General features: G+C 69.6%; 20 protein-coding genes, 1 tRNA gene and 1 pseudogene. 11 read left to right on the top strand and 11 right to left on the bottom strand.

What is annotated here, in order from left to right; genetic code table 11:
* Positions 1-19 precede the first annotated feature (19 nt).
* The gene (locus tag Q0R63_RS22745) at positions 20-1333 is read right to left on the bottom strand and encodes a multidrug effflux MFS transporter (protein ID WP_295702382.1); all 1314 of its coding nucleotides are present in this window, start codon (positions 1331-1333) and stop codon (positions 20-22) included.
* Positions 1334-1465: 132 nt separating this feature from the next.
* Between Q0R63_RS22745 and Q0R63_RS22740 the strand changes: the two genes are divergently transcribed.
* A complete protein-coding gene (locus Q0R63_RS22740) occupies positions 1466-1858 on the top strand; it encodes an ANTAR domain-containing protein (protein ID WP_295702381.1) in 393 nt (130 codons plus the stop codon).
* Here the strand turns inward: Q0R63_RS22740 and Q0R63_RS22735 are convergent.
* Complete coding sequence (locus tag Q0R63_RS22735) at positions 1806-2318, bottom strand: S24/S26 family peptidase (protein WP_295702380.1); 513 nt, start codon at positions 2316-2318, stop codon at positions 1806-1808. The genes Q0R63_RS22740 and Q0R63_RS22735 overlap by 53 nt on opposite strands.
* Before the next feature lie 71 nt (positions 2319-2389).
* Positions 2390-3205: a hypothetical protein gene (locus Q0R63_RS22730; protein ID WP_295702379.1), complete on the bottom strand. Its 816-nt coding sequence runs from the start codon at positions 3203-3205 to the stop codon at positions 2390-2392.
* Between Q0R63_RS22730 and Q0R63_RS22725 the strand changes: the two genes are divergently transcribed.
* The 4 genes from Q0R63_RS22725 (at position 3189) to Q0R63_RS22710 (ending at position 7944) form a co-directional block, all read left to right on the top strand.
* A complete protein-coding gene (locus Q0R63_RS22725; RefSeq protein WP_295702378.1) occupies positions 3189-4313 on the top strand; it encodes an ISAs1 family transposase in 1125 nt (374 codons plus the stop codon). The two genes, Q0R63_RS22730 and Q0R63_RS22725, sit on opposite strands and share 17 nt — an antisense overlap.
* Before the next feature lie 1944 nt (positions 4314-6257).
* Entirely contained in the window at positions 6258-6716 is a 459-nt protein-coding gene (locus tag Q0R63_RS22720) for a hypothetical protein (protein WP_295702377.1), read from the top strand.
* Positions 6717-6736: 20 nt separating this feature from the next.
* Positions 6737-7426: a TetR/AcrR family transcriptional regulator gene (locus tag Q0R63_RS22715; protein ID WP_295702376.1), complete on the top strand. Its 690-nt coding sequence runs from the start codon at positions 6737-6739 to the stop codon at positions 7424-7426.
* Positions 7427-7722: 296 nt separating this feature from the next.
* The gene (locus tag Q0R63_RS22710) at positions 7723-7944 is read left to right on the top strand and encodes a DUF309 domain-containing protein (protein ID WP_366521199.1); all 222 of its coding nucleotides are present in this window, start codon (positions 7723-7725) and stop codon (positions 7942-7944) included.
* 184 nt (positions 7945-8128) lie between these two features.
* On the opposite strand, the gene Q0R63_RS22705 is transcribed toward Q0R63_RS22710, so the two are convergent.
* Both Q0R63_RS22705 and Q0R63_RS24695 read right to left on the bottom strand, forming a co-directional pair.
* On the bottom strand, positions 8129-8776 hold the full coding sequence (locus Q0R63_RS22705) for an NAD(P)H-binding protein (protein WP_295702375.1): 648 nt from the start codon (positions 8774-8776) through the stop codon (positions 8129-8131).
* Between the two features lie 367 nt (positions 8777-9143).
* Positions 9144-9833 (bottom strand): alcohol dehydrogenase catalytic domain-containing protein, encoded by a 690-nt coding sequence (locus Q0R63_RS24695; protein ID WP_366521200.1) that lies wholly within the window; start codon positions 9831-9833, stop codon positions 9144-9146.
* 151 nt (positions 9834-9984) lie between these two features.
* On the opposite strand from Q0R63_RS24695, the gene Q0R63_RS22700 reads away from it, so the two are divergent.
* From Q0R63_RS22700 to Q0R63_RS22690, 3 genes are all read left to right on the top strand, one after another.
* Positions 9985-10596, top strand: coding sequence for a TetR family transcriptional regulator (locus Q0R63_RS22700; protein ID WP_295702374.1), 612 nt, complete (start codon positions 9985-9987; stop codon positions 10594-10596).
* Between the two features lie 177 nt (positions 10597-10773).
* Positions 10774-11073 (top strand): hypothetical protein, encoded by a 300-nt coding sequence (locus Q0R63_RS22695; protein WP_295702373.1) that lies wholly within the window; start codon positions 10774-10776, stop codon positions 11071-11073.
* A 168-nt stretch (positions 11074-11241) separates the two neighbouring features.
* Positions 11242-11577, top strand: a complete 336-nt coding sequence (locus Q0R63_RS22690) for a YciI family protein (RefSeq protein ID WP_295702372.1) — start codon at positions 11242-11244, stop codon at positions 11575-11577.
* Between the two features lie 280 nt (positions 11578-11857).
* Here Q0R63_RS22690 and Q0R63_RS22685 read toward each other — a convergent pair whose 3' ends face one another.
* The gene (locus tag Q0R63_RS22685) at positions 11858-12541 is read right to left on the bottom strand and encodes an ANTAR domain-containing protein (RefSeq protein ID WP_295702371.1); all 684 of its coding nucleotides are present in this window, start codon (positions 12539-12541) and stop codon (positions 11858-11860) included.
* 925 nt (positions 12542-13466) lie between these two features.
* Between Q0R63_RS22685 and Q0R63_RS22680 the strand changes: the two genes are divergently transcribed.
* Both Q0R63_RS22680 and Q0R63_RS22675 read left to right on the top strand, forming a co-directional pair.
* Positions 13467-15389: a GGDEF and EAL domain-containing protein gene (locus Q0R63_RS22680; protein ID WP_295702370.1), complete on the top strand. Its 1923-nt coding sequence runs from the start codon at positions 13467-13469 to the stop codon at positions 15387-15389.
* A 778-nt stretch (positions 15390-16167) separates the two neighbouring features.
* Positions 16168-16392: pseudogene (locus Q0R63_RS22675) on the top strand (tyrosine-type recombinase/integrase); the annotation flags it as partial.
* A gap of 83 nt (positions 16393-16475) precedes the next feature.
* Here the strand turns inward: Q0R63_RS22675 and Q0R63_RS22670 are convergent.
* The 5 genes from Q0R63_RS22670 to Q0R63_RS22650 all read right to left on the bottom strand — a co-directional run bounded on the left by Q0R63_RS22670 (position 16476) and on the right by Q0R63_RS22650 (position 21117).
* Positions 16476-16552 (bottom strand) — tRNA-Thr (locus Q0R63_RS22670).
* Between the two features lie 114 nt (positions 16553-16666).
* Entirely contained in the window at positions 16667-18256 is a 1590-nt protein-coding gene (locus tag Q0R63_RS22665; RefSeq protein ID WP_295702369.1) for an alpha/beta hydrolase, read from the bottom strand.
* A 108-nt stretch (positions 18257-18364) separates the two neighbouring features.
* On the bottom strand, positions 18365-19513 hold the full coding sequence (locus Q0R63_RS22660) for a DNA polymerase III subunit delta' (RefSeq protein ID WP_295702368.1): 1149 nt from the start codon (positions 19511-19513) through the stop codon (positions 18365-18367).
* Entirely contained in the window at positions 19510-20154 is a 645-nt protein-coding gene (tmk, locus tag Q0R63_RS22655; protein WP_295702367.1) for a dTMP kinase, read from the bottom strand. Before tmk ends, Q0R63_RS22660 begins: the two co-directional genes overlap by 4 nt.
* A gap of 93 nt (positions 20155-20247) precedes the next feature.
* Entirely contained in the window at positions 20248-21117 is an 870-nt protein-coding gene (locus tag Q0R63_RS22650; protein ID WP_295702366.1) for a MerR family transcriptional regulator, read from the bottom strand.
* A 190-nt stretch (positions 21118-21307) separates the two neighbouring features.
* Between Q0R63_RS22650 and Q0R63_RS22645 the strand changes: the two genes are divergently transcribed.
* Positions 21308-22084, top strand: a 777-nt coding sequence (locus Q0R63_RS22645) for an NADPH:quinone reductase (RefSeq protein ID WP_295702365.1), incomplete at its 3' end; no start/stop codon positions are given.

The following is a 22084-nucleotide window of genomic DNA, read 5'->3' as shown; positions in this document are numbered from 1 at the left end:
CGGGCCTGCAGCGGTCAGCTCAGTGGGCGGCGGCGAGGGCGGCAGTGGCGTCCACGGGTTCGAGCCGCCAGGGCCGGACCACCGCGAGGTAGACCACGAGGGCCAGGCCCAACCCGCTGGCGATGACCTCGGCCATCGAGACGGCACTCAGGCCGAGCAGGCCGAGCACGGGACCGACGAACCCGGCCACGCCGAACTGGGTCGCGCCGAGCAGCGCTGCCGCCGTCCCCGCCGTGTCGCCGTGCCGGGCCAGGGCCAGGGCGGGCGCGTTGGGCAGGGCGACCCCGATGTTCGCGAGCACCAGCCAGAGGGGCACGAGCAGCCCGACCAGGCCGCCGTATCCGGTGGCGGCGGTCACGACCATGGCCCCGGCCGCGAGCGTCCCGAGGACGAGCGCTGTCCCGAGCACCCGGGCCGAGCTCCACCGGCCGACGAGCCGGGGGTTGAGCTGGGTGCCGATGATGAGGGCGATGGATCCCGCACCGAAGACCAGCCCGAACTGCTGCACGCTCAGGCCGTACTGCCCCTGCATGACGAACGACGACCCGCCCACGTAGCCGAAGACGGCGGTCATGGTCAGACCCGCCACCAGCACCAGACCCACGAAGGTCCGATCCCGCAGCAGCGCGCCGTATGCCGTGAGGCTCCCCCGCACGCCGCCGCCGAGCCGCCGCTCCGGCGGCAGGGTCTCGGGGAGGGCGACCGCGGTGACGACGAGGAGGATGACCGCGATCACGGCGATGACGACGAACACGCCACGCCATTCCGTCCAGCGGAGCACCTGGCTGCCCAACGTCGGGGCCAGCACCGGCGCGGCGCCCATGACGAGCAGCAGCCGGGACATCATCACCACGAAGGCCCGACCGTTGGCGACGTCGCGCACGATGGCCAGCGCCACCACGGAGGCGCTGGCCGCCGCGATCCCCTGGAGGACGCGAAAACCGCTGAGGATCAGGACATTGCCGGCGACCGCGCACAGGATCGAGGCCACGACGTGCAGGGCCACCCCGATCATCATCGGCCGGCGCCGGCCGAAGCTGTCCGAGATCGGGCCGACGACCAGCTGCCCCAGGGCGAACCCGACGAGCGTCCCGGTCAGGGTCAGCCCGACCGCCGCCGACGTGCTCTGCAGGTCGCGGGTGATGCTCGGGAGGGCGGGCAGGTAGGTGTCGATGGTCAACGGGCCGAGCGCCGTCATCGCGCCGAGGATGATCACGAGCTTGACCCGCGCTCGGGTCGTCATCGCGTCCGCGCTCGAACCGGTGGCGGTCGGAGGCGCAGGGCGGGCTGCCTCGGGCGCAACCGTGGAGGAGACCTCGGGGGCGGCGGTCATCGGGTGTCAGCGATCTTCAAGGGCACCGGCACCATTCTCCATCACGATCGCCGGCCCGCGATCCACCGGCCAGCGTCTGGACAGCCGCCGGTCCAGTGCGGATCCAGGCGGTGACGAGGATCATCGGGCTTCGTGACCATCCTGACGAACGACGTGCGGACCGGACCTGAGCTCGCGGTCGTCGAGGGTGACGACCTGAGGACGGCGTGTCCCTTCGAGGCCGTGCACGACGTCGAGGGACGGGCGGCTCTGCTCGAGGTCATCCAGGAGATGGAGACCCAGGTGGCGACCCTCAGGGAGGCGCTGCAGTCCAACCGGCGGATCGGGATCGCCGTCGGCATCGTCATGGTGCGGTTCGCGGTCGACGCCGAGGCCGCGTTCGACGCCATCCGCCAGATCAGCATGAACTCCAACCGCAAGCTGCACGACGTGGCGGAGGACGTCATCCGCGAAGGGGTGCTGGAGGGTGCCGTCAGCTCGCGGGCTGGTCGACAGGCATCAGGACCGCCGCCCCGGCCGGCGTGAGGTCCGGGGCGGCTGGTTCTGAGGGGCCGTCGAGCTCTCGCGCGATCGACCACAACAGCGACAGGCCGAGGACGGCGAGCAGGGCCGAGCCCCACCCGGGCGCCTGCTTGACGTAGACCAGCCAGTACCCGGCTGCGGGCACTGACCAGACGACTCCGCCGATGACCTCGGACGGGTTGACCACCCACGGGTCCGCCGTCTCGTTGGCCTCGCCCTTGGTCCTGTACCCACCCTTATCGTCGACGGACACCAGCCGGTGGGTGATCACTCCCCCGTGGTGGGTGAACGAGATGGGCTGACCCACGACGGGCTCGCCCCGGTGGACCACGACCAGGGCTCGCGGCCCGAAGGTGGGCTGCATCGAGCCGGTCTGCACGGCATACAACCGGAACGGCAGAGCGAGGAGGGCGACCCCGAGCAGGCCGAGCGCGACTGCCGCGCCGGACCACCGCAGGACCACGCCGAGAGTCGACCGCCGCCGCTGTGGCGCCGGAGCTCGCGTGCCCGGGCCATCCTCCTCGCTGCCGGTCATCAGGGCTGCTGACCGACCTGGGTGGCGACGACGTTGACCGGCAGGCCGGTGCCGGGGGTCGGGGTGGTGTCAGCGCCGTAGGCATCGAGCACCGGGTAGCTGTTCCACACGCCACCGGTGCCACCGTTGGAGCCGTTGCCGAGCTTGCTCGCGTAGCCGAAGCTGAAGGTGACCACGCCGGAAGCGCCCGGAGCGACGCTGCTGGCGACCTTGAGGCTGGTCGGAAGCGGCCAGCAGCCGGCCGGGGTGAGGGCGCCGCACGAGTTGGTGCCGTCCGCCCTGGTGCGCCCGTCGTTCAGGTTGGCCGAGTCGAACAAGGGCGTGCCGCTGCTGGCGACGTGGACCTCGCCATAGGTACCGAGGTTGTTCAGCGCGTGCAGTGCCGGGACGTTCGGGAACGTCATGAAGACGTCCTGGGCGACCGGTCCCGTGTTCTGGAAGTCGAACGTGACGGTCTGCACCGCGCCGGGCATCAGGTTGCTGTAGGTCAGGTTGATGCCGTTGCCGTTGACACCGTCGCTGCTCTGGCCGCTCACGGAGACGTGGATGCTGCCGACGGTTCCGGTGATGCCACCGGACTTGGTGTCGCTGAAGTACGCGCCCGTCGTGCCGGAGGCGACCACGGCCAGCGTGCCGGCCAGGGCGAGGGCGGTCAGGGCCTCGGCAAAGTCCTCGTGTGTGGCTGTGACCTGCGGTTTCGTGGGGTTGTGATCGGTGTGGCGTGTGTGACGGGTGTGGCCCTTGGGGCTTGGATGGAAGTTCTCACACAGCCGACCACGCCGAGGACCACACCCGCCGATGTCATCTTCGCCCACGACCCGTGCCCCCGCGCAAGCGCCGAGCCGACCCGAGCTGCTGACCCTGCTGGAGTCGGTGCCGGACCACCGGTCGGCGCGCGGGGTGCGCCACCTGCTGCCGGCCATCCTGGCGGTGGGTTTGGCGGCGGTCCTGGCCGGCGCACGGTCCTTCGCCGCGATCGGGGAATGGGCCGTGGACCAGTCCGAACCGGCCATGGCCCTGCTGGGAGTCACGGGCCGGGCGCGTCCGAGCGAGTCGACGATCCGGCGGGCCATGGCCGGTCTCCACGCCGACCGGTTGGACCAGATCATCGGGGCGTTCGTGTGGACCCGCACCCACCTCGTAGGCGGTCGGCGGGTGATCGCGCTCGACGGCAAGACCGTGCGCGGTGCGCGTACCTTGAACGCGGTCGCCCCGCACCTGGTCGCCGCGTTCGACCACGCCACCGGAACCGTCGTAGGGCAGGTCGCGGTCGCCGCCAAGAGCAACGAGATCCCCGCCGTACGAGACCTGCTCGCCTGTTTCGACCTGGCCGGCGTCGTCGTGACCGTGGACGCGATGCACACCCAGGTCGAGACCGCGCAAGCCATCATCGACGCGGGCGGGGACTACCTGTTCACCGTGAAGAAGAACCAGCCCACCCTGCACCGGGCGTGCAAGGACCTGCCCTGGAACGCCGTCCCCGACCACCGCGTCACCACCCGCGGACACGGGCGTCAGGTGACCCGCACCATCAAGGTCGTCACCGCACCCGCCTGGGTCCACTTCGCTGGCGCAGCCCAGGTCGCGCAGGTCCGCCGGACCGTCACCCGCCACGGCAAGAAGAGTGTGGAGGTCGTGTACCTGATCACCTCGGCGGACCACCACGCCGCACCACCGGCGACCCTCGCCGCCTGGGTTCAGGGCCACTGGGGCATCGAGAACCGCCTGCACTGGGTCCGAGATGTCACCTACGACGAGGACCGCTCCCAGGTCCGGACCGGCAACTCCCCACAAGTCATGGCCACCCTGCGCAATACCGCCATCAGCCTGCTCCGACAAGCCGGCTGGACCAACATCGCCACCGCCCTACGACATCACGCCTCACATCCCGACCAAGCCATCACGTGCCTGTTGACCTGCTAGAACACGACTTTGCCGAGGCCCTGCGAGGGCGGTGACGCCGGCGCCGATCTTCATCTTCAAACTGTTGCGCATTTGAGTATCCTGTACTGCGTTGGTGAGTGTTTTGCCCCGCCGTCCCACAGCAATGGGACGGCGGGCCCGCTCGTGTGGGCGGCTGAAATGTCTGGCGTCAGCGCGAGGGCGGCAGCCGTTTGCGCGGACGTGACCTACGCCATAGATTTACTAGGTGGTATGTCGCGGCGTATCCGTTTGTAAGCGAACGTGTCGGGGGGCCCACGGGCAGCACCGGTCTCCGGCCACCAGCTCGACCGACCATCCTGCTGCCGTGGGCGCCGAGCCTCGATCCTCAGGCACCGACGGTGCGACCATGCTGACCCCGCGGCCACTCCCGGTCCGGCGGTCGGCGCCGCACAGACCACTGAGGGTCCGGGGGCCTGACCGGCCGGTGTGTCTGGTGGAGCCGCCTATCGGAATCGAACCCATGACCTATTCACTACGAGATCTATTCTCGGACCTCTCTGACCTGCATCGAAGGCGGCCATACGGGGTCTTAACTGCGAGAACACCATTCAACGTCTGTCGTCTGACCTCATTCCAGGTGCCGCCCTCGGCGTGATGAGGGACCCAGCCGGCGGTGGCCCAACTGGCGAGCCACTCGTCCTCGGGACCAGCGGCGGGAGTCCAGTCGTCGAGGCGGTAGCGGCGGAGCATTCGCGTGCGACCTTCGTCTAGAGTTTTTCCGGCACGTCGGATGTCGACATGATCCGAATGGGTAACGCCCGGCTGCCGCGAGTGCGCAGGCGCAAATCAAATTGTTGCGTGATCGCCTGCAGCACCTCGTATGGGTCGACGTCGTGGATCAGGAACTCTGTAATCGAGATCTCACCATTGTGGACACACCGCGATCTACGGCAGGACGTCGAACTCCCCTGACTCAGAGAGGCTTACGTGCACGGCCAGCACGCGCAAGGGATACCCACTGTGGCCGCCGCCGATATCCAGGCCGACGATGAGCCACTCGTCTTCGTCGAGGCCTACCAGGTCGGGGAGCTGGGGCCCCGTCTTCCGCTCGTCGAATGGGCTGTGCCAGACCAGTCCGGGTGCGTCACTTCAGCAGTCCCCAGTGAAATCCTTCTTCGGAAGTCGAACCAACGCACCCCAGACGATGGCCGCAACCGTGGCGAAGCGTCCGGTCATACGTCCTGCGGCAGGCTCGGCTCCAACGGCCGACACGCGTCCGTTGGAACCCAACAGGTGGGTGGGAGCGCGGCCCGCCCCCCACGGCGTTCCGCGCCCCCACGGAGCCATGGTCGACCTACAGAGGTGCTTTTCCCCGGACGGGTCAGGCCAGATTGTCCCCTCGTGACCAATATAGGTAAAGGTACCGTCAAGAACTCGAACGCGTATGCGAGATGGTACGAACAGGGCACTGGCAGCTTCCGGTCAGCGGATCCCACGGTGAACGTCGGACCGGTCTGGATTCCGCGCAGCCGATCCTTGTCGGCCGGACCCGAGGCCGGAACGGGCCGGCCTAGGGTCCTTGCTCGCCCAGTGAATCCCTGACCAAAGAAGCGTCTGCTTGTGCGAGAGGATCGCGACCTGACCGCTCGTCGTCAGATGCTTTGAGGCCGAACTGGACCATCGTCGAGGCCGTGATCGCTGCTGTGGATGCGACGTCGATCTGCCCGGCCGAAGCGGACCACGTGCCGATGGACTTTCGGGTAGGCCTTGGGGACCCGCTTGAGGAAGGCCAGAAACTCGACGTTGGTGTGCGGCTGGAAGCACCGGTCGGTCATCAAGCCGGTCGCGATTTCAAGCGGCGCTCGACCATCGCGACACCTGTGTGCGGATGGTTGTGCACCAGGGGAGCTGCAGCTACTCTCAACTCATAGTTTGAGTGGTGCTCAAACATCAGTCACCGCTTCACGAGCGAACGGGGTAGCAATGTGGAAGGTCGAGGTCTCCGGTGACGCCCGGACCGTACGGGAGACGGTGTGGGCGTGGTACGAGGCGACCGACCTGGCGCCTTCGTGGGATCCGCTGATCGAACGGATCGAGTCCGAGGGACCGATCGAACTCGGTGTCCGGGGCCGCAACCACCCGGCCAGGGGACCAGCTGCCCCGTTCGTGTACAGCCAGGTCACCCCGTTGATCAGCTACACCGAGGTGTCGTCCGCCCCAGGCGCGGCATTCGCGTTCACGCATGGGCTGAGCGATCTGCCGGGCGGCCTGCTGCGCATCACCCACGGCGCCGAGGTGTCCGGGCCACTCGCGTGGCTGTACCGACCCCTGATGCAGCGCCGCTTCCACAAGGGCATGCGGGTAGCCATGGACAACTTGGTGCAGCGGGTCGAGGCGGGGCCGCCGACATCCACTGAAGCGGGCACGACGGCAGCGGGCTGACGCAGACCTAGACTCGGCCGGTGCCCGTGACCACGACGCCGACCCGCCGCGCGGAGCGGCGCGAGGCGACCCTCATCGAGATCCGCGACGCCGCTCGGGCGCTCCTGGCCCAGTCCGGGCCGGACGCGGTGACGCTGCGCGGCATCGCCACCAGGCTCGGCATGGCCGCCGCAGGAGTCCACTACTACTACCCCTCGCGCGACGACCTGCTCACGGCGCTCATCGTCGAGGCCTTCACCGACCTCGCCACTGAGACCATCACCGCCGGCGGCCGGCGACGCGGATCCATCCACGCCTGGACCGAGGCCGCGCTGGCCTACCGCACCTGGGCGATGAACCACCCAGCGCTGTTCGAGCTCGCCCACAGTGCGACCGCGACCCGGCTGAAGGACCGTCCGGCCCTCCTGGACGCCAAGGACAAGGCGGTCCGGGCTCTCACAGACCCCCTCGCCGCCGCCGTCGCGTCGGGTGAGGTCGAACTACCGGCCGGGCCACCGGTCCCAGCGGCCCTGCAACGCCACTTCCGTCGCTGGGCCGACGCCGCAGGCGTCCCCCGCGACGCCCAGCTGCTGATGTTCCTCGTTCAGGCCTACACCCTCGTCCACGGTGCCGTGGGACTAGCCGTCACCGGCAGCCTGCCCCGCGAGCTCCTTAACGACGACGTCCTCTTCCGCGCCCAACTCGCGCACGTACTACCCCACCCCCGATAACCGGCGCCGCCGCGGTAGGCACGCTCGCAGCGAAGAGACGCAAGCGGGAGGCAGCAGGCTCTCGCTCTCTTCTGAAAGGCCAATGTCGTAACGGGAACAGAGCGGGATCGGGACACTAAGGGTCGCGCTCGTCAGGCGAGGCCCCGAGACGCGCTGGGCCGTCTGCTGCCCTACGGCGCTGAGGGTGTCGAGCCGGTGTCGGCGGAACCCCTGGCGACGAACGAGGCGCTGAAGAAGGCGAGAGAACTCATTGACGCCGGCCGCTCCTACGCGGCCCACGAGGTCCTCGAGGCACGGTGAAAAGCGGACCGACCGAGGAGGGGGATCTGTGGCAGGGACTGGCGCAGGTCTGCGTGGCTCTCACCCATGCTGCTCGCGGGAACCTGGTCGGGGCGGAGCGGCTTTTTCAGCGGGCTGGAATCAGGTTGGCCGCGTTTGCGTCGATGGGACGCCAGGCATACGGCGTCGACGTCACGAAAGTGGCGCAGAAGGCACGAAACCACGAGGGTATGTTTTAGTGCTCACGATTCCTGCTCGGCTTCGTCAGCCATCCATCGTGAAGTCCATCGCCGGCGCAGCCCCGTCAGGAGGCGGAAGGGGCGGAAGCAACGCGGCGGAAGAACGCGGGTCGCGTTTCGCACCGAACGCCTTTGCCCATCGGCCGCGCGGGTCGGGCGAGCGCCGTCGTCGTCGCCCAGCCGTCTAGTTTTGGTAGGCGCTGGGGTCGCAGGTGTGGATGGCTGTCGGATCGGAGAGGAGACGGTAGTTGTAGGACGCGCAGTCGAGGAATGTGGCGATGCTCATGCGCTTGTGTGATCGTTCGAGGACACCTTTGGACGGGCCGTCTGAGCCGATTCCGGCGCGGTGCACCATCCACTCGATGTCCATGGCGTCGTCGGTCAGGTAGCGCATCACCGCCTCGTTGTCTTGGTGCTGGCCGATGTAGCTGCGAGCGATGGTGTTCCGCACTGTCCACAGCGCCGGCGACAGTCGTGTGCCGGGTGCTGCGCTGAGTCCGCCGGCTTGGTAGAGGAAGCGGGTGACGCCGGTGCGCCGCATTGCGGGGATGAGTTTGCGGATGAAGGCGGTGTTGATGGGGCTGGTCTGCTGCAGTTGCGCGTCGCCCAGCATGGACACGACGGCGTCGACGCCGTCGAGGAGGGGGTCCAGGTCGGGAGGGTCGGTGATGGTTCCGTGGTGAACCTCGAGGTTCGGGTTCCTGCTGGTGAGCTTGCCCGGTGTCCGTGCTAGCGCCTTGACTCGGTGCCCGTTCTGCAGAGCGAGCGAGGTGAAGTGCTGACCGGTGTGACCGGTGGCGCCGAACACCAGGTAGGTCTTTTGCGTGTCCAAGCTGTCTCTCCTGTTCATCGAGTCTGTGTCGGCTGCGTCGGGGTCAGTCGAGGGTGACGACGATCTTGGTTGCGGACACACCGGCCCGGAGGGTGTCGAGCGCGTGGGGCACGGCAGGTAGCCCGTGGCCGGTGACCATCGGGTCCGGTGCGGGACGGAACCGCCCGTCCCCCAGTGCCGCAGGGAGGAAGTCCTGGAAGATGGCTGGCCCGATGGCTGAATGGACTGGGGTGCCGCCCCAGATGCTGCTGACGTGCAGTCCCCGTGTCCGCGCGATCAGCGCCCGGGGCCTTCGTGACGGGGTCGGGGTAGGCGGACGCGATCCGCTTCGTGCCGGTGCTGCGACGCGCGATGCGCAGGGCGTGCGTCAAGGAGCCCTGCCCGATGGCCATGGTTCCGGCCAGGGGGCGATCACCGAGGGTGGTGAGGACCTTGTCGTCGACATCTGGTTGGCGGTAGTCGAAGACCGCCTCGGCCCCGAGCGAGCGGACATACTCGTGGTTCGTGGTGCCCGCGGTGGCGAGCACGGTGTATCCGCTGGCCCGCGCGAGTTCCACGGCGTTGCACCCGACGCTGGTTGAGGCGCCCCAGACGAGCGCCACGTCATGACGCGGTTCCGCCACGGGCCCGGGGTAAGGGAGACCGATCTGGTCGGGCTCGAACAGTCCGGCCGCCGCTGTCGAGAGCCCGAGCGGCACCACCGCGGCGTCTCGAAGGCGACGTGGTCAGGGATGGCTGTACAGACCCTCGCCAGGACGACCACGTACCGCTGGAAGCCGCCTTCGGCTGGGGTGTTGCGAGCTCGCTCCTGGCCCGCCGCGTAGCCAAGCACGCGGTCGCCGGGGCGCAGCCGGGTGACCTCTTGACCGATCTCGACGATCTCTCCGGCGACGTCGCTGCCGATCACGGTGGGATAGCGCCCCCACGGCGTGACGATCCGCCGCAGTGGGCCGGTGATGGCATCGACGGGGTTCATGGCGACGGCGCGGACCTTCAGGACGACTTCCCCTGGTCCAGCTGTGGGTAGTGGGGCAGGGCCTACCTCGAACCGGCCCATGGTCGACAGGAGCCACTGAGCCTCGTTGGTGTCGCTCATCGGGTCACCGCCGGGGCAGCCGGTGGTGCTGCCGGCGTGGCGTCGGGTCCATCGTGATCGGGTCATTGTGGGCCAACTCATCCGTTGATGACATGCCGTGTCATCGACGAGTATGACACGACGTGTCATCGATTACGATGGGCAGATGAGATGGGCTCCGGATGCGCGTGGGCGTCTCGAACGGGCGGCGTTCGACCTGTTCGGGGAGCAGGGCTACGCGGCGACGACGGTCCCGCAGATCACCGCTCGCGCCGGCCTGACCACCAGGACGTTCTTCCGCTACTTCGCCGACAAGCGAGAGGTCATCTTCGGCGGGGACGAGATCCCGCGGGCCGCGGCGCGCCTGATCAGCGAGGCCCCGCCAGAACTGGAGCCGATCGACGTCATCCGCCTGGTGCTCGACGAGGTCGCGGCAACGCGTTTTGACGGGCGACGGGAGGAGACGGCGGCGTGGCGGCGGATGATCAACGCCGACGACTCCCTGCGGGACCGCGATGCCCGGAAGCGGGCCGACCTCGTCGCGGCAGCGCGAACCGCGTTCGTCGATCGAGGCGAAGCGCAGCGCAGCGCCACCATATTCGCCGAGACGGGCGCATTGATCTTTCACGTCGCCCTCGACGCGTGGCTTGCCGAGCCAGAAGCACGACCGATGGGCGACACCATCGCCGAGATCATGACGTGGGTCTGCGTCCGCAGACTCGAAGGCACACCGCTAGGTTCATAGGCAATGTGCTGCGGCCCCCCGCTGGTGAAAATCGATACGCGGCGATAGGACGCAGGTGCGTCGCCAGGTCACCGTGAATACTTATGGCCTCGAGGTGGTGCCGGCCATCCGCCGGTGCCGAATTTCGGCAGCCGGGGTGAGGAGTGTCAGCGTCCCTCGCGGGCGGCGTAGCGTGTTGTGGAGCTGCCGGACCAGGTGCGTCTCGACTTGCAATGGATGGCGCGGGACTTCGAGGTCCTGCTGGCGACCGGGTGGACTGATCGGCTTGACGGGGCGACCGATGGCACCGGATGGACGAACCCGCAGCTGTTGTGGCACATGGCGTTCGATCAGCACATCGCCTGCGCGCTGCTGCCTGTGACGGGCGGGCTCTCTCACCTACCGGCGTTGGCGTCCGGCCGGTACACCAGCGCCCTCTCCACCGCGACCCGCCCTTATAACTGGGTGAACTTCGTCGGCGGCGCCGCCGGGGCCTAGGTGATTGGCCTGCGGCTCGCCGGGTGGGGGATGCGTCGGCTTACCCAGCGGCTGCTGGGCTGGGAGCTCGGGCAACCGACGCCAAGCTCGCCTCGGGCATGTCCGTACCAGCCGGTTTGGACCCCTACTTGATCGCCTTCAACGACGAGTGTGTGCCCGACCTCACAAATGGCGGAACTGCGCGAGCGGGGCAACGTCAGCAGGGTGGTGATCGAGGAAATGACCGTAGCCGGTGTCTTCATCTTCAGCGACGTCGGCCTGGACGGTTCGAGCGTCGTGTGCAGCGTCGACGCGAGCAGCGGCACGTCAGTCTTCACTGACGGCCCGTACGTCGAAACCAAGGAGCATCTCGGCGGCTTCGCGGTCGTGGACGTGCCGGGCTATGCCGAGGCGCGGTACTGGGCCGGCAGGATCGCGACCGCCGTCGGCTGGCGCCAGGAGGTGCACCGCTTCCCACACTGCACGCCGTCCCAGAACGAGACGCCGTCCGAGGCTTCGCCGTGAGATACGTCGAGCAACCACGCTCCCGGAGGAACTCCCATGGCGGTCCGCGTCGACCTCAACATCTCCCTCGACGGCGTCGCGTCCCCGGCGGATCCGCCACCCCGAGCACCCGATGGGCGCCGACTGGGAGGCCTTGACGGCGGCATACGTCGCGACCCGCACCTTCCGGCAGCGGGGTGCTCGGCGACACCAGCGGTGAGGGGACGACGGGCGTGACGATGCGTCAAGCGCCCACCTCCCACAATCGCTCAAGGACGCGCCCAGCAACTGGAGACACGCCCTAGGCGCCTTCGCTGCTGCTGGCGCGGGTGGGGCTGAAGGTCAGCTCGTGTGTGAGGACCGTTTCGGCGACGGCGTTGAGGGCTTTTCCGCTGGTGAAGGCGTGCGCCCGGAGGAGCGCCAGCGCGTCCTCGGAAGGGACAGCGAGCTGGGCCGCCACAACTTGGGTGGCTTGGTGGATCCCAGCCCGGCTGGCCCACGGCACCTGCTTAGCGAGGTCCGCCTCGGGCGAGCGATATAACGCGGCACCGACCACGTCGGCCAGGAACTGAATCGCCACCAGGTCCGGCTCGATCTGCGGGGACGTCGCCCAGTAGAGGGTCAGGACCCCGACCTGCGCGCCGCCGGCCCGGATCGGGGCCGCACACACCCACACCGACCCGAGCTCCTGCCACGCAGCCGGAACGAAGGTCGGCCACGCCGTCGTGTCGCCCAGACCGGCACTTACCGCCTCGTCCCCCTCGTGAGCGTCCCACCCGGGGCCTTCACCTACGACCTCCTGCAGGTCCTCCAGGCGGCCAGCGACCCAGTCGGTCGCGAACAGCGTGACCCGGTCTTGGCCCGTGTATCGCAGGGTGATCGCTCCGCCATCGGCGACAGTGACGGCGACACACGCCAGACCCAGGCGTTCCGGCAGCGGGGCCAGCGCCCGGTCCGGCGCGGACAACCCGGACAACCACCTCATAATCTCTTCGGCCTCCACTGCTGGCCCTCCTACGCAGTCGGTCGTACATGCGGTCCCGAAGACGCGGGGGGACGGGCGCACCGCTCCCAGGAAGGGGCACGAGTGACCGTCAACCGCGTGGGTCGTTGGGGTATTCGTCACAAAGAGCAGCTTCGGATTGACAACAATCGGAAGACGCGGCGGGGATTTCTTTCCGACCTCCCACCGAGGGTGCAGAGGTGGCGGCGGACTTTGGCCGAGGAAGGTGGTCTTTTTGGTTGATGTGCTGCGGCTTTGAACCGGTTGACACTTGCACGTGGTGTATCCGCGTCCCGTGGGCCAGGGCAGCAACCAAGGGCCGAGATCGCTGCGCCGTGCCGATACCTGGCTGCTGGCCCTCGTAGTCGGGTGCAGCGCTGGGGTGGTCGCGGGCTGTGTCGGCGTGACGTTCGCGGTCCGTCAGTTGCAGGGGGACACCGGACCGATTATCACCGCCGTCCGGCTGGAGACAGCAGTGGTACTGCTGGCCGGGCTGGTCGGTGTCGCGGCGGTTCGGCGGTGGGCCGGGAAGCGGACCCGGCGTGAGGCAGCGAAGCACAGCGTGACGTTGGTGCAGAAGTGGTGCCGGACTGCGGGGGTCTCTGGTGGCGCCCAGCGGGAGGCGATGGGGCCTCACTCTGTCCCCTCCATCCCCTCCATCCCCTCCGTCCCCTCCGTCCCCGCCGTCCACTCCCTCCGTGCTGTCCCTGACTACGACGTCGTGGCGATGCCCCGTGACTGGCGGTCGGTGATGTCGGCAGACGGTCGCTGGGCGTCCGCCTCCCAAGTCACCCGCCCGGTCCGTGGTGTGTCAACCCTCCCCCTGAGCCTGGACCTGGGCCGGTATCTGGACCCGGACCTGAATGTCCCGCCCGGGGTGGGTCAACATGCCGGGTCGGCTGAGCGGGTGTGGGGTAACGACGCGGTGGTCACCGACCTGGAGATGGCGCGCCTCGAGGCTACGGAGGCCACAGAGGCCACGGCGCTGCTGTCGGCGGTTCTGGCTGCCACACCGGACTTCACCTTTGTCACCGACCTCGGATCCGGCGCAGTCGTCTACGCCCCACCGGGCAAGGACGTCGTCGGTATCCGCAGTGAGGTGCTGATCGGGTATGGGGCCGGCGTCATCGCGGCGCTGGTCCACCCCGAGGATCAGGGGCGGCTGCGAGCAGCCAACGTCACCGCGGCCGACCTCGTCGATGGGCAGGTGCTCCAGATCCGCTACCGCATGCGGCACACGGACGGCAGCTGGCACTGGCTGAGTCGCCGGGTCACCCCGTTCCACCGCGACGCCAACGGCCACGTGATCGAGGTCCTGGGTGTCGTCCGGGACGTCACCGACATCGTTGAGGCGGAGGCCGTGCTGCAGAACAGCGCACTGCACGACCCCTTGACCGGGCTACCTAACCGGGCGCTGCTCATGGACCGGCTGGAGGAGGCCCTCGCCCGTGCGGCGCAGACCGGTCGCGAGGCCGCCGTCCTGTTCTGCGACCTCGACGGGTTCAAGCGCGTCAACGACACTGCCGGCCACGCCGCGGGCGACGCGGTCCTCATCGAGACCACCCGCCGGATGCGTGCCGTTCTGCGTGAGCAGGACACTATCGCCCGAGTTGGGGGTGACGAGTTCGTCGTCATCGTGGAACCTTGGAAACGCGAACCCGGCGACGCACCGCAGAACAGGCCCCTCTCCGGGACCAACGACGGGCCGGTCAACAAGACGCACGTGGGACCGGTCGGAAAGGTCCGTCACGTCGAGCCGGTCGATGATCGCGAACTCGCGATCCAAGTGGCCGAACGTCTTACGGTGGCGCTGCGGCAGCCGGTCAGGGTCGACGGGGTCGAGCATGTGGTGACGGCCAGTATCGGCATCACCTACGCCGGCATTGCCGCGGTGAAGGCTGATGACGTCCTGCGCGACGCCGACGCTGCGATGTACCACGCCAAGCACGGCGGCAAGGACCGCTACGAGGTCTTCGAGCACGGGCTGCGCACCGCCTTGGCCGAGCGGGGGCGGGTGGAGCAGCTGCTGCGCAGGGCTGTCGCACCCGACACGGTGCCGGCTCCCGGGGGAGCGCCAACGTTGGTCGCGGCGTACCAGCCGGTTGTCGACGCGGCGACCGGTGACCTGGTCGGTTTCGAGGCGCTGGCCCGTCTCACCGACGGTCAGGGCGGGATCATTCCCCCGCACGTCTTCATCCCGGTCGCCGAGTCTAACGCGCTGATCCGCCCGCTGGGCATGCTGATGCTGGACACGGCCTGCGCCCAGCTCGCCATGTGGCGTGCAACAGTTCCCGGGATGGCGCACGTCACGATGGCCGTGAACGTGTCGGCTTTGCAGGCGCAGCACGCCAGCCTGATCGACGATGTTCGAGTCACCCTGCGGGCCCACGGCCTCACGGCCAACGATCTCGTGCTGGAGCTGACCGAATCCTCGCTCCTTGAAGCGGGGCCCTCTGCGCTGACGACCCTGGAGACCCTGCGCCAGTACGGTGTCGGGATCACGATTGACGACTTCGGCACCGGTTACGCCAGCCTGAGCTACCTCGTGACGCTGCCGGTGTCCGCGGTCAAGGTGGACCGCTCCTTCACCGCCGGACTCCTCCACGACCCGACCTGTCGGACCATCGTGCGCGCCGTCATCGGCCTCGCCGCCGAGCTTCACCTCACCTGCATCGTCGAGGGTGTCGAGACCGAAGCCCAACGATCTGCCCTCCCTACGGGCGTCCAGCTGCAGGGCTGGCTCACCGGTCGACCAGCCCTCGAGCCCGACCTCACCTCACTCCTAGCCGGGAAGGCTCGCCCCTGGCGGTCCCCGGAACACCAGCACTGACCTCCTTTGCGGCTGTTTGGTTGTCCGGCTGATGGCCGTCGCTCCAGATCCCTGCCGATTCTCGGTTCGGCCGACATCCTGCGGGTGCGGCGATCTGGGAGAGGGTGTCCCCCTTCTCCACGGTGACCTGGGCGGCCTGCGTGGTCTGGGCCGGCTGGGAGCCCGTGGGGGTGGCTGCAGTCCCGGTAGGTACGGTCTCGGTGGGTGCGTCGGCATGGGCTGGCCTGAGTGCAGACGTGACGCTGGGGTCGGCTTGGCAGCCGAGGTGCGGTTGGTGTCGTCGGGTTCGCTGCGTAGCTGGCGGCGCGGGCAGCTTCCCCGGCGACGATGTCGGCCCGCTCCGCGGTCCGGATCCGCGCGCCGCCGTCAGCGACCAGGGCGGCGACCGCGAGGATGGCCGCGAGAATGACCGCGAGAATGACCGCCACCCACAATGTGATCGCCCCTGGTCCCGCCCCAACTGGTCCCGCCACCACCGCCGGTCCCACTGGCCGCGGGTCATCGCAACAGCCCGGCGCTGGCGCAGCGGTTCGTGTCCAGCGCGCTGGCGCCTTGATCGGTCGGGCCCCGGTTGCCCGGCAGACCGGCGAATCCGACATCGGTGCACAGGTGGGCGTGCAGCGCGGTCATGATCGCGCCCAGCTGCGGCGGCGGCCGTGGCCGGGCGGGCCTCGTAGCTGCGGACCAGCGCCTGCGGGCGCAGCAGCACCGTCTCGCCCACCCCGGTCGCCCGGAGACCATGATCTTGCCCCCGGCCAGCACCGTCGCGCGGAACCTGAACTTCCGCCGGGACGTGTTCGACCTTGCGGCCACGGACGCCGGTCTGGCCGGGTTGACCCCGCACGAGCTGCGGCACACGGGGGCATCGCTCGCGGTGAGCGCCGGCGCCAACGTCAAGGTGGTTCAGCGGACGCTCGGCCACGCCTCGGCCGCGATGACGTTAGACGTCAACTCCGGCCTGTTCGACGATGACCTCGACGCGGTGGCCGTGCGGCTGGATGAGGCCGCCGCTATCGCTCGTGTGCCCCGAGGTTCCGTTGACGGACCTTACGGAGAGGCGGGCAGGCCGCTGACCTGCACCTTTATTGGAGCCGCCTATCGGAATCGAACCGATGACCTATTCATTACGAGTGAATCGCTCTGGCCGACTGAGCTAAGGCGGCGTGCGGCGCGGGGTCTCCCCTGCGGCACGGGGCACCATTATACGGACAAGTCAGCGAATCTCCGAACCGGATCCGGCCCCTCGAGCAGGCCCTCGGGCAGGCTCGCTGATGGCCTCAGCACGTGAGCCCGTCCTGGGGGGTCGTGCCGTTGACGTAGTAGTTGTCGATCGGGTCGTCGACGCACGCGTTCGAGCGCTTGTATGCCGTGTGCCCGTCGCCGTCCCAGGTGATGAGGACCGCGTTGGAGAGCTCCTGGCGGAGCTGTACCGACCAGGCGTAGATCGTGGCCGGGTCACGGATCGTGCCGACGACGACGATCGGACCGGAGCCGGCCGCGGTGACCTTGTGCGGCGTCCCGGTGGACTTCACGTCCCACTCGCCACACGCCACGGAGCTCCAGGCCAGGTACTTGCCCCAGGTGGGAGACGCCTTGAGCGCCTCGGCGGCGTTCGCCTCGACCTGGGCGGGGTCGGCCGTGTCGGGCCGGTCGAGGCAGTTCACCGCGTAGATGACCTCCATGATGTTGCCGGAGTACTGACCACCGGGGGTGCGGTCGGCCATCTCGTCCGCGAGCCGCATGAGCAGGTTGCCGTCGCCGTCCTTGGCGTTCTTGAGCGCGTCGCTGAGAGTGGGCCAGAGGGACTGGTCGTACATCGCCTGCGCGATGCCCATCGAGCCCCACGCCTCGGTGAGCTTGGTGACCCGCTGGTCGTCCGTCACGGCGATCGGCTGGGAGTCGAGGCCCCGGAGGAAGTCCCGGATCCACTGCATCCCCTCGTCGACCGACTGGCCGACGGGGCAGTCGGAGTTCTTGATGCAGTCCGCGACGTAGGACCGTGTGGCCAGCTCGAAGCCGCTCGCCTGCCCGATGTTGAGCTCCTTGGAGGTCAGATCGGGCGGGACCACGCCGTCGAGGACCATCCGGCCGACGAGCTTGGGGAACAGGTCGGCATACGTCGAGCCGAGGAAGGTGCCATAGGATTTCCCGAGGTAGTTGAGCTTCTGCTCCCCGAGCGCTGCGCGCAGCACGTCCATGTCCTTGGCCGCATCGACGGTCGAGACGTGACCGACCAGCTTGGGGTTCTTGGTGGCGCAGCCGTCGGCGAGCTTCTTGTCCTCGGCGACGAGGTTCTGCTCCTCGGCGGCGTTGTCGGGGGTGGGGTCGGTGCCACCGAGGAAGGTGTCGAGCTCGGTGTCGCTGAGGCAGTCGATCGGGGCCGAGCGGCCCACCCCGCGGGGGTCGAAGCCGACGATGTCGAAGCGGCGCCGCACCTCGTTGCCGACGATCTGGTCTGCCGCCTTGGCATAGTCGACGCCCGAGCCACCCGGGCCGCCGGGGTTGACGACCAGCGACCCGATCCGCTGCGACCCGTCGCGCGCCGGGACCCTGAGCAGGGCGAGCTGGATCGTGCCGTCCGCCGGTTTGGCGTAGTCGATCGGGACGATGAGCTTGCTGCACTCGCCGCCCGTGCACGAGGACCACGAGAGGTGTTGGCCGTAGAACTGCTCGAGACCGGTCGTCCCGGTGGGGGGCGTCTGCGGCGTGACGGGGACGCTGCTGGGGCTCGAGCTCGAGCTGGCGCCGTTGCCCGGCAGGTAGGGCAGGACGAGGCAGGACGAGAGGCCGAGGCTGGTGGCGACGGCGACCGTGACGAGGCCTGCGACCCGGCGGACGTTGCGCAGTCGGCGCGCCGGTTGCGTCATGGGTGCTGACTCCTACTGGCTTCTGGCGCGGGCCCCTGCACGCACGTCGAGGGACAACGGTAACCCGTCATCCTGTCGGCCCCCACTGACGTCCGTATGCCGCCTGGCTCAGGCCCCCTGGTGCAGGGTCACGGTCATCGCCTCGAGGGCCAGCAGCGGCGGGACGTTGGCGTTGATCCGCTCGCGGGCCTCCCCGATGGCGTCCATCGCGTGCAGCAGCCGCTCGGGGCTCTGGCCGTTCGCGAGCTGTCGCACGACGTCGATGCTGTCCTGGTTGACCAGCGCGACGGGGGCGCCGAAGTGGAGAGCGAGGGCGTCGCGGTGCACGGAGAGGAGGTCGACGAGGGCGCGATCGACGACGTCGCGGCCGAAGCGGGTCGCGCGGGTCTTCTGCTCCTTCTCCAGCGCGCCCAGCTGCGAGCGGATGTGGGGCGGCTGGGTGCGGGCCGACGGGTCGGCTCCGAGGATCTCCATGAGTCGGGTCCGCTCGGCGGCGTCGCGCTCGGTCGTGGCCGCGGTGGACTCCTCGTCGGCGATCGACGCGAGGTCGGCGGCGGCGCCGATGGCGTCGCCGATCGTGCGGATCCGGCCGGGCATCGCGATGACGTCGCGGCGCCGGATGCGGGCCCCCTCGTCGCGGGCCAGCCGGCGCGCGAGGCCGACGTGCGACTGGGCCGCGCGGGCGGCATACATGGCCATGGCGGGGGCGATGCCGTCGCGGCGGACGAGGAGGGCGGCGACGTCCTCCGCCGGTGGGGTGCGCAGGCGCACGTGGCGCGAGCGCGACCGGATGGTGATGATGACGTCCTCGAGCGACGGGGCGCAGAGGATCCACACGGTGCGGGGCGTGGGCTCCTCGAGGGCCTTGAGCAGGGCGTTCGCCGGGGCGTCGCTGTAGGCCGTGAGGCGGTCGGCGTCCTCGACGATGATGACGCGCCACCGCCCGACGGACGGTTTGAGCGCCGCCTCCTGCACGAGCGCCCGCATCTCGGCCACTTTGATCGACAGGCCCTCGGTGGCAACGACGGTGACGTCGGCGTGGGTGCCGTCGAGTGCCGTGCGGCACTCGCGGCAGGTGCCGCAGCCCCCGTCGGGGCACTGCAGCGCCGCGGCGAAGGCGCGCGCGGCGACCGAGCGACCCGAACCGGGCGGACCGGTGAACAGCCACGCGTGGGTCATCGCCTCGGGCACGGTCACCGCGCGGGTGAGCGCCGCGACCGCCTCGGGCTGGCCGACGACGTCGTCCCAGACGGTCACTCCAGCACCCCGGCGGTGGTCAGCCACGCAGCGACGCGCGCGTGAATCGCCTCGGGTGCCTCCGCGGCGTCGACCACGAGGTAGCGCTCGGGTGCGGCGGCCGCGAGGACGAGGAAGTGCGCGCGGACAGCCGCGTGGAACGCGTCTCCCTCGGCCTCGAGCCGGTCGTGGACGGCGCCGCGGCGGGACCGGCCGACCTCCGGGAGGACGTCGAGCAGGATCGTGAGGTCGGGCAGCCGGCCGGCGACGGCCCACTGCTGCAGCCGGCTGATGTCGTCCACGCCGAGCGACCGGCCGGCGCCCTGGTAGGCGATCGAGGAGTCGACGTAACGGTCGGTGATCACGACGGTGCCGGCCGCGAGCGCCGGCAGGATGACGGCGTCGACGTGCTGCGCCTTGTCGGCGGCATACAGCAGCGCCTCGGCGCGGGGGGCGACGTGCTCGCCGTGGAGCACGAGCTCGCGGAGCTGCGCGCCCAACGGGGTGCCGCCCGGCTGCCGCGTCACGAGGAGGCGGCGGCCGGCCCGCTCGAGCGCCCCGGCGAGGAGGTTCACCTGCGTCGACTTGCCCGCGCCGTCGCCGCCCTCGAAGGCGATGAGGACCCCGGTTGCCGCGGGCACGGGTGGGGTCGGGGTCGTCACGGGCCGAGCCTAGGGCAGGGGTCCGTCAGGCTTAGGGGGCCCGGTCCGGACTTCTCCGCACGTGAGGAGAAGTCCGGACACCAGGTGCGCCGATCAGCCCGCGCCCGCCTCCAGCCGGTCGGCGTTGGCGTGGATCGCGTCCCGCAGATAGGCGGCGAGGCCGGGGGCGAGGTCCTCGTAGGTCGTGGTGAACCGCGGGTCGGAGACATACATGTCGCCGAGGTTGCGATGGAACTGCGGCGAGACGTCGTAGAACCAGCGTTCCATGTGCTGGCGCGCACGCTCGGCAGCGTCCATGGCCGCCTCGCTCGTGGCCGGCTCGCCCGACCGCAGGGCCGCGACGGCAGCAGCGTTGACCTCGTCCATCTCCGCCTTGATCGCCTCCCAGTCCGCCTTCGTACAGCTGGCCGTGCGCGCCGACGACTGCTTCCAGGCGTCGGTGTCGCCCCAGCGCTCCTCCGCCTCGGCGGCATACTCCTCCTGGTGCTCGGCGAACACGCCGCCGAACAGCTCCTTCTGCTCGTGTGGTGTGAGCTGCATGCCCATCCTCTCCTTCTCCAGTGCTCGATCGATGGCGTCGACGAGGTCGTGCAGGTCGCTCAACCTGTCGATGACCGTGGCCCGTTGCCGGAGCAGGTGGGCCTGGAGGTCGCTGCCCGTCGCCTCGAGCAGCTCGGTGATCTCCTCGAGGGAGAAGCCCAGCCGCCGGTAGACGACGACGTGCTGCAGCCGCTCGAGATCCGCCCCTGTGTAGAGGCGGTAGCCCGCGCGGCTGCGTTCGCTCGGCCGCACGAGCCCGATCCCGTCGTAGTGGTGCAGCGTGCGCACCGTCACGCCGAGCTCGTCCGCGACCTGCCCCACCGTCAGCGCGGTGAGGGCGTGGTCGGTCCTGTCGGTCCTGTCGGTCCTGTCGGTCCTGTCGGTCCTGTCGGTCTCGCTCGTCGACATCGTTCCTCCGGTCATGGAAAGAAGCGTGGAGCCTCACGTCGCGTGAGGGTCAAGCCCAGTCTCACTCCGGTATGCCGCGGTGCGGCCGAGGTCGCGCAGCTGCGGTCAGGTCGCGCACCCGGGTGCGGGACTTCGCCGCAGATGCGCGACCTCGCGTGAAGGTGAGAGGGTCAAGACCCCCCGCACCCCTGCGAAAGGACCCACCATGCGTGCCGTCGTGTTCTCCGAGAACGGATCGAGCGACGTGCTCGAGCTCGTCGAGCGGGAGCCGGAGACCCCCGGACCGGGTGAGGTGCGAGTGCGCGTCGTGCGGTCCGGCGTCAACCCGACGGACTGGAAGTCGCGGGCGGGGAGCACGGGCGCCGCGATGGCCTTCGCAGAGATCGTGCCCAACCAGGACGGGTCGGGAGTGGTCGACGCGGTCGGCGACGACGTCGAGGAGCTTGCCGTCGGCGACCGGGTCTGGGTGATGCTGGCCCAGCACGGTCGCCCGACCGGGACCGCCCAGGAGCAGACCGTCGTGCCGGCAGACCGCGTCCACCTCCTGCCGGAGGGTGCCGGCTTCGACCTCGGCGCCGACCTCGGGGTGCCGGCGGTCACCGCCCACCGCGCGCTGACCACGTCGGAGGGTGGGCCGACCCGCCTCTCCCCGGCCGCGCTCGCCGGCCGAACGGTCCTCGTCGCGGGTGGCGCCGGAGCCGTCGGGAACGCCGCCATCCAGCTCGCGCGATGGGCGGGCGCGACCGTCATCGCGACGGTCAGCAACGACGAGAAGGCCCGGCTCGCAACGGCGGCCGGGGCGCAGCACGTGGTCAACTACCGCGAGGACGACGCGGCTGCGGCGATCCGCGCGCTCGCCCCTGCGGGCGTCGACATCGTCGTCGAGGTCGCCCCGGCGGCCAACCTGCCGCTCGACCTCGCCGTCATCAGGCCCCGGGGGACGATCGCCATCTACGCCAACAACGGTGGCGACGAGGTGACC

Source organism: Lapillicoccus sp. (assembly GCF_025353065.1).
GTDB lineage: Bacteria > Actinomycetota > Actinomycetes > Actinomycetales > Dermatophilaceae > Lapillicoccus.
This window is presented reverse-complemented; position numbering and strand designations above follow the sequence as displayed.

What these genes read in the sequence shown, in the direction of transcription:
- Q0R63_RS22745 (WP_295702382.1), bottom strand. Translation starts at nt 1,333, where the DNA reads ATGACCGCCGCCCCCGAGGTCTCCTCCACGGTTGCGCCCGAGGCAGCC.
- Q0R63_RS22725 (WP_295702378.1), top strand. Translation starts at nt 3,189, where the DNA reads ATGTCATCTTCGCCCACGACCCGTGCCCCCGCGCAAGCGCCGAGCCGA.
- Q0R63_RS22720 (WP_295702377.1), top strand. Translation starts at nt 6,258, where the DNA reads ATGTGGAAGGTCGAGGTCTCCGGTGACGCCCGGACCGTACGGGAGACG.
- Q0R63_RS24695 (WP_366521200.1), bottom strand. Translation starts at nt 9,833, where the DNA reads ATGGGCCGGTTCGAGGTAGGCCCTGCCCCACTACCCACAGCTGGACCA.
- Q0R63_RS22700 (WP_295702374.1), top strand. Translation starts at nt 9,985, where the DNA reads ATGACACGACGTGTCATCGATTACGATGGGCAGATGAGATGGGCTCCG.
- Q0R63_RS22690 (WP_295702372.1), top strand. Translation starts at nt 11,242, where the DNA reads ATGGCGGAACTGCGCGAGCGGGGCAACGTCAGCAGGGTGGTGATCGAG.
- Q0R63_RS22685 (WP_295702371.1), bottom strand. Translation starts at nt 12,541, where the DNA reads ATGAGGTGGTTGTCCGGGTTGTCCGCGCCGGACCGGGCGCTGGCCCCG.
- Q0R63_RS22665 (WP_295702369.1), bottom strand. Translation starts at nt 18,256, where the DNA reads ATGACGCAACCGGCGCGCCGACTGCGCAACGTCCGCCGGGTCGCAGGC.
- Q0R63_RS22650 (WP_295702366.1), bottom strand. Translation starts at nt 21,117, where the DNA reads ATGACCGGAGGAACGATGTCGACGAGCGAGACCGACAGGACCGACAGG.